Source organism: Agrobacterium sp. V1, from assembly GCF_030518355.1.
Lineage (GTDB): Bacteria > Pseudomonadota > Alphaproteobacteria > Rhizobiales > Rhizobiaceae > Agrobacterium > Agrobacterium cucumeris.
The window spans coordinates 1,354,371-1,366,039 of record NZ_JAULSF010000001.1; the positions used below are offsets into that span (position 1 = coordinate 1,354,371).

General features: G+C 57.8%; 10 protein-coding genes and 1 tRNA gene. 5 read left to right on the forward strand and 6 right to left on the reverse strand.

The features are described 5' to 3' along the window. Positions 1-213: 213 nt before the first annotated feature. The 3 genes from QSV77_RS06570 to QSV77_RS06580 form a co-directional block, all read right to left on the reverse strand. Positions 214-741: an AAA family ATPase gene (locus QSV77_RS06570; RefSeq protein ID WP_302732893.1), complete on the reverse strand. Its 528-nt coding sequence runs from the start codon at positions 739-741 to the stop codon at positions 214-216. A 211-nt stretch (positions 742-952) separates the two neighbouring features. Beyond that, positions 953-2,431, reverse strand: coding sequence for a trigger factor (gene tig / locus QSV77_RS06575; RefSeq protein WP_046798367.1), 1,479 nt, complete (start codon positions 2,429-2,431; stop codon positions 953-955). Positions 2,432-2,671: 240 nt separating this feature from the next. Beyond that, a tRNA-Leu gene (locus QSV77_RS06580) sits at positions 2,672-2,754 on the reverse strand. Positions 2,755-3,416: 662 nt separating this feature from the next. Between QSV77_RS06580 and QSV77_RS06585 the strand changes: the two genes are divergently transcribed. From QSV77_RS06585 to trmFO, 3 genes are all read left to right on the forward strand, one after another. Continuing rightward, positions 3,417-3,563, forward strand: coding sequence for a DUF1127 domain-containing protein (locus tag QSV77_RS06585; protein ID WP_013636249.1), 147 nt, complete (start codon positions 3,417-3,419; stop codon positions 3,561-3,563). A gap of 483 nt (positions 3,564-4,046) precedes the next feature. Then, positions 4,047-4,190 carry a DUF1127 domain-containing protein gene (locus tag QSV77_RS06590; RefSeq protein WP_003495735.1) on the forward strand — a complete coding sequence of 48 codons (144 nt, stop codon included), beginning with the start codon at positions 4,047-4,049 and terminating at the stop codon, positions 4,188-4,190. 857 nt (positions 4,191-5,047) lie between these two features. Continuing rightward, entirely contained in the window at positions 5,048-6,505 is a 1,458-nt protein-coding gene (gene trmFO / locus QSV77_RS06595) for a methylenetetrahydrofolate--tRNA-(uracil(54)-C(5))-methyltransferase (FADH(2)-oxidizing) TrmFO (protein WP_302732895.1), read from the forward strand. Between the two features lie 43 nt (positions 6,506-6,548). On the opposite strand, the gene QSV77_RS06600 is transcribed toward trmFO, so the two are convergent. From QSV77_RS06600 to QSV77_RS06610, 3 genes are read right to left on the reverse strand one after another with little or no spacing between them, the layout of a single operon-like run. Then, positions 6,549-7,127 carry a TadE/TadG family type IV pilus assembly protein gene (locus QSV77_RS06600; protein ID WP_302732896.1) on the reverse strand — a complete coding sequence of 193 codons (579 nt, stop codon included), beginning with the start codon at positions 7,125-7,127 and terminating at the stop codon, positions 6,549-6,551. Further along, positions 7,124-7,651, reverse strand: coding sequence for a TadE/TadG family type IV pilus assembly protein (locus QSV77_RS06605; RefSeq protein WP_302732897.1), 528 nt, complete (start codon positions 7,649-7,651; stop codon positions 7,124-7,126). The genes QSV77_RS06600 and QSV77_RS06605 overlap by 4 nt, the downstream gene beginning before the upstream one ends. Further along, the gene (locus tag QSV77_RS06610) at positions 7,632-8,795 is read right to left on the reverse strand and encodes a pilus assembly protein (RefSeq protein WP_302732898.1); all 1,164 of its coding nucleotides are present in this window, start codon (positions 8,793-8,795) and stop codon (positions 7,632-7,634) included. The genes QSV77_RS06605 and QSV77_RS06610 overlap by 20 nt, the downstream gene beginning before the upstream one ends. A gap of 634 nt (positions 8,796-9,429) precedes the next feature. Here QSV77_RS06610 and QSV77_RS06615 point away from each other — a divergent pair. Together QSV77_RS06615 and QSV77_RS06620 are read left to right on the forward strand one after the other, a co-directional pair. Next, positions 9,430-10,557 carry an S-(hydroxymethyl)glutathione dehydrogenase/class III alcohol dehydrogenase gene (locus QSV77_RS06615; protein ID WP_302732899.1) on the forward strand — a complete coding sequence of 376 codons (1,128 nt, stop codon included), beginning with the start codon at positions 9,430-9,432 and terminating at the stop codon, positions 10,555-10,557. 285 nt (positions 10,558-10,842) lie between these two features. Beyond that, positions 10,843-11,583 carry a hypothetical protein gene (locus tag QSV77_RS06620; RefSeq protein ID WP_368045858.1) on the forward strand — a complete coding sequence of 247 codons (741 nt, stop codon included), beginning with the start codon at positions 10,843-10,845 and terminating at the stop codon, positions 11,581-11,583. Positions 11,584-11,669: the final 86 nt, after the last annotated feature.

Consider the following 11,669-nt stretch of genomic DNA (forward strand, 5'->3'; position numbering starts at 1 on the left):
GGTAAAAGCAAAGGCCAATGGTTTGGCAGCGATGAAGGCCACAAAGGAGCGGCACGTAGAGCCCGAACGGCCACTCAGGCGGCCGGGGCAAATCATGCTGCGCAGGGTGCCAGATGAACGGGAGATGAACAAGAGCAGATGCAGCAAAAAATCATGCTGCACTGCATTGTGATCAGAACAACGATGCCGGATGCCCTGTTTACCGATCTTTTGCTACCGGCAGGCGCAGCGGCTAAGAATATCATCAACCACCAATTTCAAAGGCATGGATGAACTGAGGATCGTCGCATGCACGGGAAGGTCTTCTTTCGTTGCATGGAGTTGCAAGATAAATTCCCGTTCCGCCGGGTTACTGCCGAATTCGTCTGCCGGCCTCTCCGCCAACCGTTTTCGCAGCGTCGCGCCATCGACATCGAGCACGAAGACCTCATCGAACAAGTGGAGGAACCGCTGAAAATTCCTCGAGCCGCCGCAGAAGAAAGTGATTGCGTGGCTTCGATCAGCGACAAGCTCCCGAACTTTTTCAATATCCCAGATATGATGCCTATGACGGAATGCGATGTCCGCCTCACCGCTCCGAAAAACTGGGGGATCAAGCGGGTCGCCAGTTTCGGGATCACCCGCATAAGCGAGTTCCCGGTCGCCGTGGATCACATGATGGCCACGCTGCTGCAATTCCGTTGCAACCGAAGTCTTACCGGCCCCGGAAACACCCTCAATCAAATAGTTTCTGGCACCCATCGCGCTACCGCTCGACATTCCTGAAATAGGGTCCGTACCACCTGATCAAGCGGCCACGGTTTTCGATTGTAATAATCCAGAATGACGCAATGATGTCGGGCGCTTTAAATCTTGGCATGAGACGATGTTTTCAAAGGCATACATAGCCCAAACAAAAAAGGCCGCAGCTTTCGCCACGGCCCCTTGTTCAATCAGCTTGCACTGAAGAAGATTATTCGGCGTCGCCTTCAGCGGCCTTCTTCTTGGCCGGAGCCTTCTTCTTCGGAGCGGCTTCTTCGCCTTCAGCGGCGTCGTCAGCCTTGGCAGCAGCCTTTTTCTTGGCCGGGGCCTTCTTCTTGGTTTCCGTAGCTTCTTCGGCGTCGTCAGCCAGCAGCTCTTCCTTGGAAACGGTCTTGTCCGTTACCGAGATTTCGGAGAGCAGCTTGTCGATGACCTTTTCTTCGAAGATCGGAGCGCGCAGCGAAGCGGAAGCGCCGGGCGTGTTGCGGAAGAAATCGAGGATTTCCTTCTGCTGGCCGGGGAACTGCTGCAGCTGCTGGAACAGCGCGCGCTGCATTTCTTCTTCGGTCACTTCAACGCCGGCCTTTTCGCCGATTTCGGAGAGAACGAGGCCGAGACGGACGCGGCGTTCAGCAAGCTTGCGATATTCTTCGCGGGCTTCTTCTTCGGTCGTGTCTTCGTCAGCGAAGGTCTTGCCGGACTGGGCGAGATCGGTGTTGATCTGGCGCCAGATGTTGTCGAACTCGGCGTCAACCAGGCCAGCCGGCGTGTCGAACTTGTACATTTCGTCCAGCTGGTCGAGGATCTGACGCTTGACCTTCTGGCGGGTGATGTTGCCGTACTGGCTTTCGATCTGACCCTTGACGATTTCCTTCAGCTTTTCAGCCGATTCGAGACCGAGCTTTTCAGCCAGTTCGTCGTTGATTTCAACGGCAGCAGCAGCGGCAACTTCCTTGACGGTGATGTCGAAGTTGGCTTCCTTGCCAGCAAGGTTTGCAGCCGGGTAGTCAGCCGGGAAGGTCACGGTGATGGTCTTTTCATCGCCAGCCTTGACGCCGACCAGCTGGTCTTCGAAGCCGGGGATGAAGCGGCCCGAACCGAGAACCAGTTCAGCATCTTCAGCAGCGCCGCCGTCGAAGGCAACGCCGTCAACCTTGCCGAGATAGTTCATGGTGACGCGGTCGCCATCGGCAGCCTTGCCCTTCTTGGCCTCGAAGGTGCGGGCGCTCTCAGCGATCTTCAGGATCTGCTCGTTGATTTCGTCTTCAGAGACTTCAACAACTTCGCGGGTAACCTTGATACCGTCATTGGCCTTCAGTTCGATGGCCGGAATGATTTCATAGGCAACGGTGAATTCGAAATCGGATTCAGCCGACAGGATCTTTTCGGCTTCCTGCTCGTCTTCGGTCATGGAGATGGCCGGCTGGGTAGCAGACTTCTCGCCGCGGCTGGAAAGGATTTCGGTCGGCTTTTCACGAACCAGCTCGTTGACGAGGTCGGCCATGATGGACTTGCCATACATCTTCTTCAGGTGGCCCATCGGCACTTTGCCGGGACGGAAGCCGTTGATGCGAACCTTGTCCTTGGCGTCAACCAGGCGCTCGTCCAGACGGGCCTTCATGTCGGCGGCCGGAATAACGACCTTGAGTTCGCGCTTCAGCCCTTCAGCGAGCGTTTCGATAACCTGCATTTTCCTAACCTTCACATCATGGCGGCGGTGCTCAGACAGCCGTTGGTTTACTTTCGAGCACTGCGCCGGAAACATCGTTCCCCGGCCGTGGCTTCCCTTATTTCTTTACACAAGCGCCTGCCGGGCAACATTGCGCCCGCGCCGGAGACAAAGGTGCAAAGGGGATGATGAACCCCGAAGCTCCCCGCATCTTATAAAGATGCACTCTGGCGCAAGCGTGGCACAGCCATGCTTTGCTTGTGGTGCGGGTAGAGAGACTCGAACTCCCACGCCGAAGCGTTGGTACCTAAAACCAATGCGTCTACCAATTCCGCCATACCCGCACGTTGGGCGGCGGTATGTCACAATGTTCAGAAAGGGTCAAGCACGCCGTTCCCCTGCCTCCGGTTTCATCAGGACTTTTCTTGGCTCCGCTCCAAGGGCGCGGATGAGTATTCCTCTTTCACCGTTTGCCCTCGGCAATAAGGGAGTGTGATGCAGCAAGGAAGGCAGCACCGATCCCGGACTAAAAAACGGCAGGCCACGCTTGTGTCCAGAGCCTCAGCCCGCCCGCCGCCCCTGCCCCCGCAGCGACACTTATGCAGGCAGAAAATGCGCACATCATTTATGCGGCTACATTGACATTATATATAGCATCGCCGGCAACTCCCATAGCCGGGTCACCGTCAGCCGATGAGATTCGTCGCCCCTGCCCTGCACCTGCCTCTTCACGCATGGCCGGCCCTGCCGCACGGCTGCACATCTTCAGGCCATCTGGCGTCACCAAAAGCGCATAAATTGGTCACAAATTATGCATGAATCGCCGCAATCGGGCTCATTTACCAGCCTGTCGTGCATTGGGTGCATAGGTGACATCTTGCTTTGTCTGTTTTTGTTTTGATTAAACCGATTATATTCATGGTCATACAGAGATCAGTTCAGCCCCGGACCCAAAGCCTCCCAAGACTGGCCGCGCGGACTGAACAGCACGAAGAGGAAAATGACCATGAACATCACCCGCTCGCTGACCAACTGGCGCAAGTATCGTCAGACCGTAACCGAACTTGGCCGCATGACCGACCGCGAACTGAGTGACCTCGGCATTGGCCGTCAGGACATCCGCCGCGTCGCCCGCACCGCCGTCGGCATCTAATAGATACGCGCCGCCGCGTAAACGCGGCGGATGCGAGACGACCCTCCCAAAAAGGCCTGAGGCTCCCGCCTCTGGCCTTTTTTTCGTTTTGGGCACTTCTGACGGCGTAAGCGGCTCTCTCCTGCATATGCGAAGAGCAGCGGATGAAAAAATCGCCCTATTCCCCCATGCCCGCACAACGCTTGAGCAAGGCTAAAACCGCTTTCGCTCCACTAAACCTCCCCAAAATGCCTCTTCATCGCCGCAACGGGTCACCAGACCCATCCAAACCGCCCGAAACACAGGCATTTCCGCTTATATTTTGCTCAGATGCCATTCAGAGCCGCAAATTTAGCCGACATAGTGCACAAATGCATGGCAGTAGCCTAAATTCTGCACTGCACAACATGGCTTAATGTCTATATATAAACCTCAACAGCCGAGAGCACAGAGAAACACTGAGCCGGCAGACGAAATCAACAGAGATAGATTGAGGAAACGACCATGAACCCTATCCGCATTGCAAAGAACTGGATCTCCTACCGCCGCACGATCAACGAACTCGGCAGCCTCTCCAACCAGGCTCTGAGCGACATCGGTCTGACCCGTTACGACATCCGTAACGTAGCAGCCCGTTCGTTCCGCTAAGGCGTAAACGATCGTCCCGCTGCCCGACCTCCAGGGCGCGACGATCGAGCGACAGGTAAAGAAAGCGGCGCCTCTGGCGCCGTTTTTGATTCTGGCAGTCGGCTGCAAGCAGCCTTTTTCCGAAGATGCACTCCGGGCATCCGCCACCATTCGGTTTTACAGAGCCGGTCGGCATTTCGGATACAGGCGCTATGCCAAACACATTGGGTTCGAGATCGCCGCTTGTTTCTTCTCCCCGTCGGGGAGAAGGTGGCCCGAAGGGTCGGATGCGGGGGCTAGCTCTCCGAATATCGCTACCCTTTCCCCCTCATCCCGCTGCCGCGGACTTCTCCCCCTCGGGGAGAAGAAGCAGGCGGCAGGCGCTCGCTCCCCCAGATGCTTGCGGGCTTTTTAGCCCTGCCGCGAACTTGGTAGCCTGACTATCCTCATATCCCCCACCCGCAAAAACATTTGGCCGCTATTATTCGGTTTGACAGAGCTGGTCCGCATCTCGCATACGGGCGCTACGCCAAACACATCGGGTTCGAGATCGCCGCTTGTTTCTTCTCCCCGCCGGGGAGAAGGTGGCCCGAAGGGTCGGACGAGGGGGCTAGCTCTCCGAATATCTCTCGCCCCCTCATCCCACTGCCGCGGACTTCTCCCCGGCGGGGAGAAGAAGCAGGCGGCACGCGCTCGTTTCACAATGCCCCGCGCCTCTTCCTCGCCCGCCCAATCCCAAAAACATTTGGCTGCCCCGGCCATGCATGCTAGTGCATCCCGCAACAATGCCGCGTCCTCTGGGACCCGTGCGAAACAATCACTCAAGAGACAGCCGCCGAACGGGAGCCTCTGCCCCGCATGCGGCCCATGGACGCCAGATGGACGCCAGCATGCAAGACAAGACCCATTCTCCCATTCACGTCGTGGGCGGCGGACTGGCCGGTTCGGAAGCCGCGTGGCAAATCGCGCAGAGCGGCGTGCCCGTCATCCTGCATGAAATGCGTGGCGTGCGCGGCACGGACGCGCATAAGGGCGATAGCTTGGCGGAACTGGTCTGTTCCAACTCCTTCCGCTCGGACGATGCGACGGCCAATGCGGTCGGCGTCATCCATGCCGAAATGCGGCTTGCCGGTTCGCTGATCATGGCCTGCGCCGACAAACACCAGGTACCGGCCGGCGGCGCGCTTGCCGTCGACCGCGACGGGTTTTCGCTTGCCGTTACCGAAATGCTGGAGCGTCACCCGCTGTTGACGATTGTCCGCGAGGAGGTTTCCGGCCTGCCGCCGAAGGAATGGGGCAGCACCATCATCGCCACCGGGCCGCTCACCTCGCCGGATCTGGCGGCAGCGGTCCAGGCCGAAACGGGTGAAGATGCGCTGGCCTTTTTCGACGCCATCGCCCCGATCGTCCACCGCGACAGCATCAACATGGATATCTGCTGGTACCAGTCGCGTTACGACAAGGTCGGCCCCGGCGGCACGGGCAAGGACTACATCAACTGCCCGATGGACGAAGAGCAATATAACGCCTTCATCGACGCGCTGATTGCCGGCGACACGGTCGGTTTCAAGGAATGGGAAGGCACGCCCTATTTCGACGGCTGCCTGCCGATCGAAATCATGGCCGAACGTGGCCGCCAGACGCTGCGCCATGGCCCGATGAAACCGATGGGGCTGACCAATTCACACAACCCCACCGTCAAGGCCTATGCCGTGGTGCAGCTGCGCCAGGACAATGCGCTCGGCACGCTCTACAACATGGTCGGTTTCCAGACGAAACTGAAATACGGCGTGCAGGCGGATGTGTTCCGCATGATTCCGGGCCTCGAAAATGCGGAATTCGCCCGCCTCGGCGGCCTGCACCGCAACACCTATATCGATTCCCCTGTCCTGCTCGATCCGTCACTGAGGCTGAAATCGCGGCCCGACCTGCGCTTCGCCGGCCAGATCACCGGCTGCGAGGGTTATGTGGAAAGCGCCTCCGTAGGCCTTCTCGCCGGCCGCTTCGCCGCCGCCGAACGCAAGGGCGAGGTCCTGAGCCTGCCGCCGGCCACCACGGCACTCGGTTCGCTTCTCAACCACATCACCGGCGGCCACCTTTCCTCAGATGATGAGCCGGGCAAGCGTTCCTTCCAGCCGATGAACATCAATTTCGGCCTGTTCCCCGAACTGGAGCCGGGTTCCATCGTCAAGCCGGAGGGCGTGAAACGTTTTCGCGGCAAGGACAAGACGATCATGAAGCGCCAGCTGGTTGCAGCGCGGGCGCTGAAGGATTGTGCGGAATGGCTAGGGACGGGCGAAACCGCCCCGGCAGCCGGTGCCGCGCAGGATCATTGAATGATCGAAGCATTGGTCAGGCAGCGTTCCGTGGCCAATACCGTCAGCGAACATTCCAGAAGGACCAGTCCGACTTGCCCTTCTGGTATTTGTAGTGCCGCGAGAAATACGGATTGACCGTCGCGACATATTCGAACTCGATGGTCGTAGGGTGCAGGAACGAGAATAACGGGCTATATTTATAACGCCCCGAAATCACGATGACGGCTTCTTCTTCCTTGAAATTCCCCGCCTTCAGCATCCTGTCCCAGGTGACGGCTTCTGCGGAGCCGAAGAAGTTGTAAGGCGCAAATTCGACCGTTGCGACACCGCCGACCAGCCTGGCGCTCCGCAAGGTCAGATCGAGCTCCTCCGGATTGAGCGGCTGCCCGGCGTCGATGACAAAGGTTTTCACCCCTGTCCTCACCCGCTCCTCGAATTCCGGGAAACGGGCGGACCAGCGGGCTGTATTGTCGACAACCGTGACGAACCGGTCATAACTCAGCCAGCCACGACCGGTCTCGATCATCACCGCCAGAAAAATGATCAGCATCGGCAATAGCAGCGAGAATTCCACGGCGGCGACACCTGAGCGCGATCGCAGCATGGCGGCGAGGACGGATTTCAGCCGAAACACCATCATTCCGTCACCCGAACGGCGGTGATCGCCAGGGAGATATTCTGCAGTTGCGGCTGCTTGTCGCCGCCGCCGGGGATCAGCAGACGCGTCGTGGGCAGTATGAATGGCCAATTGTACCCAAGCGCCAGAAGATATTGCCCGGCGTTTTTATCCGGCACCTGAAACCTGTTCTCGACGGGAAATGTCAGTGGCACGGCGGTGAAATCCGCATCCGGGATCGGGACGAGCGTTATCTTCATGTCGCTTTCCGTCGTGCCGAGCAGGAAATTGGAGGCGATGGCCCGCCTGAAATCGATTTCGGTAACCGCCGTATGGCTTGCCGCCGCCTTGCGCAGCATTTCCGCGCCGGCATTGGCCGCCGTTGCCAGATTGAGAGTGAACAGCAGCGCCAGACCGACTTCGAAAATGCCGAAGACCAGCAGAAAATAGACCGGCAGAAGCAGACCGAACTCGATGGCGGTGGCCGCCCGGATATCGAGCGCATAAGAGCGGAACCGAGCGAGCCCTTTATTTCGGTGAATCGACATACTTCACCTCAAAAGCCGTGATGATGCCGCCAAGACTGTCGCTTTTGCCGCCTGCGGCAATCGTCAGCTTGTAGACGGAATAGGTATCGACCGTGATCGAATACGTGCGGCGCTCCCAGAAGACCTTGCCCTTCTGCGCCATTTCGATGATCTTCTTTTCGGGGCCCAATTGCGGACGCTGGAGCTGCAGGAATATGTCGATGTCGTTGGTGCCGCCATAGGCGTCGTTGCGGCCATTATACCAGACCGAAACCTCATATTTTCCGGGGTGCAGTTCCACAATCTTGAAAATCGAACTGTTGGCGTCTCTTCTCTTCTGCCCTTCCCAATGGCTGTCCAGTTCCACCACATATTTGGTCGGCGGTATCCCGCCATTCGCGGCAGTCAGAATGGAAGGTTTTTGCAACTCGTCCGATTCGGGCGGACATGGATTTGTTGCCGCGGATTGCGACGCGTCCTTCTCGGATTCTTTCAGTTTGTTGTTTTTCGGATCTTTCACGTCAGTCGATGCGACGTCCTGCTGCGAAACGCTGACGCAAGCGGGTCCAGCATCCTTCTTCGGCTCGTCATAACCCTGCCAGCCGAATTTTTTGCGGCACGCCGCATTGCTCCAGTCCTGAAGCTCGATGCCTGGACCTGTACCGCCGTTCCATCCAAGCTCCTCGTAGCTCAGGACGCCCCAGCAACCATTCATCGCGTTGGGGCCTTTACCGTTTTCGAGAATCCGGTCTTTACCGTTCAGCCGGTCGAATGTGTTGTTGACGATCACCTCGCCGTCATACGGATAGGGAGGAATACCGTCGCAACGGTAAGTCAGCGCGTAGTCCATCTTTTCGACATTGAACAGGCCGCCCAACACCGTCTTGTAGGTAAATTTCGCGTCGATATCGGTGGTCAGCCAGTCGATCGTCACGTCGCGGCTCACCACCTCCTGTTTGGTGGAGGTGATAAGCGCATCGAAGGTATCCAGCACGTTTTTCCGGCGCACTTCATCGAGAGGCACATTCGTACGCGTCGGTTTCGTCGAGCGCTCACAGGCCTGCGCGATCACCCGCTTTGACTGGCTGTAATAGGCCAGCGCCCGGCCGCCTTCGAACAGCAGCCCGAATGTGAACAGAAAAACCGGCATCAGCAATGCCGTCATGATCGCAAAATTTCCCCGCCGATCCTGAAGAAGCAGGCGGAAATGACGCGCCGACGCGCTCAAGATTTTTTCAATATGAAACATCTGCAATAATCGCTTTTCATCCAACCGCCACGGATCGCCCCGGCTCCTCCCCAGCCGGACACACAAAGACTGCGGCCGGGCGAAACGCCCTGGGGCCACAGGATACAAACTCAGCAAAACCGCTGATGCTCGCCGCGATCATGGCGGCGCGACACAAGTGGCGAAGGCCAGTTGCACTCGCGAGATAAAGGTATTTTCCGGAACCACCGATCGATGGCAGCCCAATTTCATTCGTCATTTTATATGGCGAATTAAACACCAGATTCGTAAATTAAAGATCACTCGAACATCAAAAATAGTATGTAAAATCATATATTTAAATCAGATATTCATAATTTATTATAGTCGAAATATTCAATTGAATACGCCAGGTCGATATTCGATTGCGGATACAATCTTGCCGAGGCTCGCCCTCTTCCCCCGGTGCGGAGACAGCTTCACTTTTTTGGTCGTAACTGAGACGTGAAGGTCGCTTTTGCCCCTTGTCCCTGCCGACAAGCTCGGGCAAAACAGCCCCATCCAATCATGAGACAACGCCAGGAGATCGAAAATGGACGTACGCGCCGCTGTTGCCATTCAGGCAGGAAAACCGCTCGAGGTCATGACCGTTCAGCTGGAAGGTCCGCGCGCCGGCGAAGTGCTTGTTGAGGTCAAGGCGACCGGCATCTGCCACACCGATGATTTCACGCTTTCCGGTGCCGATCCGGAAGGTCTGTTTCCGGCCATCCTCGGCCATGAGGGTGCCGGTATCGTCGTCGATGTCGGCCCCGGCGTCACCTCGGTCAAGAAGGGTGACCATGTCATTCCGCTCTACACGCCGGAATGCCGCGAGTGTTATTCCTGCACCTCGCGCAAGACCAATCTCTGCACCTCCATCCGTGCCACCCAGGGTCAGGGCGTCATGCCTGACGGTACCTCGCGCTTTTCGATTGGCAAGGACAAGATCCATCACTACATGGGCTGCTCGACCTTCTCGAACTACACCGTCCTGCCGGAAATCGCGCTCGCCAAGATCAATCCCGACGCGCCGTTCGACAAGGTCTGTTACATCGGCTGCGGCGTCACCACCGGCATCGGTGCGGTCATCAACACCGCCAAGGTCGAGATTGGTTCCACAGCCATCGTCTTCGGCCTCGGCGGCATTGGCCTCAACGTGCTGCAGGGCCTGCGCCTTGCCGGCGCCGACATGATCATCGGCGTCGATATCAATAACGACCGCAAGGCCTGGGGCGAGAAGTTCGGCATGACCCACTTCGTCAATCCGAAGGACGTCGGTGACGACATCGTGCCCTATCTCGTCAACATGACGAAGCGCAATGGCGACCTGATCGGCGGCGCTGACTACACCTTCGACTGCACCGGCAACACGAAGGTCATGCGTCAGGCGCTGGAGGCCTCGCATCGCGGCTGGGGCAAGTCGGTCATCATCGGCGTTGCCGGCGCCGGCCAGGAAATCTCGACCCGCCCGTTCCAGCTGGTCACCGGCCGCAACTGGATGGGCACCGCCTTTGGCGGCGCGCGCGGCCGCACGGACGTGCCGAAGATCGTCGACTGGTACATGGAAGGCAAGATCCAGATCGACCCGATGATCACTCACGTGATGCCGCTCGAAGACATCAACAAGGGCTTCGACCTGATGCACAGGGGTGAGAGCATACGTGGTGTTGTGGTCTATTGATCGGCCAATGACAGGAGGTAGGCGCGTTCGGCGCGCCTGCTTTCATGCAAACGTGATCGGCTCCGCCGCCTTGCAGCCCAGGCGATTAACGGGACAGTAAATCTATCGTCGTAAGCCAGTACTACGCGGCGAAGTTGAAAAATCTCTTTCCCCGGCCAGTTAACGCCAGATTGCGGAGAGCGACCCCTGAAAATCGTACCGATTGACAACGGAAACCGCGCCGCCGCCGTTGCCCTTTTGGCGAAAGGTTTCCCCGAAAAAAGCGAGGTCTTCTGGTCCCGCGGGCTGGCGCTTATCAGCGACCACCATGCGCGTCGGGAACTTGGTCCGATCGGGCAATTGCTGATGAAGGATGAGAACGCGGAGGGCGTTCTGTTGACGATCAAAAGCCGCCTGCCCGAAACCGGCAGGATCGTCGCCAACCTGTCCAGCTGGTATGTCGAGCCTTCGTGCCGGTGGTTTGCACCGCGCATGCTGCAAATGGCCTCCTCCTCCGAGGAAGAGCTGTTTACCGACCTCACCCCGTCTCCCGAAGCCTGCAAGCTGAACGAGCGGCTGGGTTTTCATACGGTGACGGAACACACGCTTTTTTATCCACTGCCGCTCAAGGCTCTGCGTCCCTCGGGCGCGCGGCTCAGCCCACTTGCCGCCGTGTCGGCCGATACCCTGCCGGCCGCAATGCGCGAGATGCTCGAAGATCACCAGCGGCTCGGCTGTATCGTCGCCATAATGCAGGCGGATGGCCGTCACCATCCGCTGGTATTCTTGAAAACCACGGCCAAGAAGCTGCCCTCCGCCCGGCTGATTTATTGCGAGGACCGAAAGGTCGCACAAAGGCATATTTCCGCAATCGCCCGTCATCTTCTTGGCCGCGGCAGGCTTGCCCTGACCATGTCGGCACTTGATGGTGAGCGCAATGCCGGCGGGTTTGCCGCACATAAATTCGCACCGATACAAGTAAAAGGCGCATGGAACCCACATTTTATTAACGAAACATACTCAGAGTTGGTGTTATTGCCACCCTAGGTATTTTACTGAACCATAGCTGACCTGACAGGTTCTCGACCTTTATAGATAAAGCGTCATTCCGGGCGGGTTTTATGGGGAACAAA

Bases quoted from the DNA above. Each gene is read 5' to 3' on its own strand.
- QSV77_RS06570 (WP_302732893.1), bottom strand. From the start codon at position 741: ATGGGTGCCAGAAACTATTTGATTGAGGGTGTTTCCGGGGCCGGTAAG.
- tig (WP_046798367.1), bottom strand. From the start codon at position 2,431: ATGCAGGTTATCGAAACGCTCGCTGAAGGGCTGAAGCGCGAACTCAAG.
- QSV77_RS06585 (WP_013636249.1), top strand. From the start codon at position 3,417: ATGAACATCACCCGCTCGCTGACCAACTGGCGCAAGTATCGTCAGACC.
- QSV77_RS06590 (WP_003495735.1), top strand. From the start codon at position 4,047: ATGAACCCTATCCGCATTGCAAAGAACTGGATCTCCTACCGCCGCACG.
- trmFO (WP_302732895.1), top strand. From the start codon at position 5,048: ATGGACGCCAGCATGCAAGACAAGACCCATTCTCCCATTCACGTCGTG.
- QSV77_RS06600 (WP_302732896.1), bottom strand. From the start codon at position 7,127: ATGATGGTGTTTCGGCTGAAATCCGTCCTCGCCGCCATGCTGCGATCG.
- QSV77_RS06605 (WP_302732897.1), bottom strand. From the start codon at position 7,651: ATGTCGATTCACCGAAATAAAGGGCTCGCTCGGTTCCGCTCTTATGCG.
- QSV77_RS06610 (WP_302732898.1), bottom strand. From the start codon at position 8,795: ATGACGGCATTGCTGATGCCGGTTTTTCTGTTCACATTCGGGCTGCTG.
- QSV77_RS06615 (WP_302732899.1), top strand. From the start codon at position 9,430: ATGGACGTACGCGCCGCTGTTGCCATTCAGGCAGGAAAACCGCTCGAG.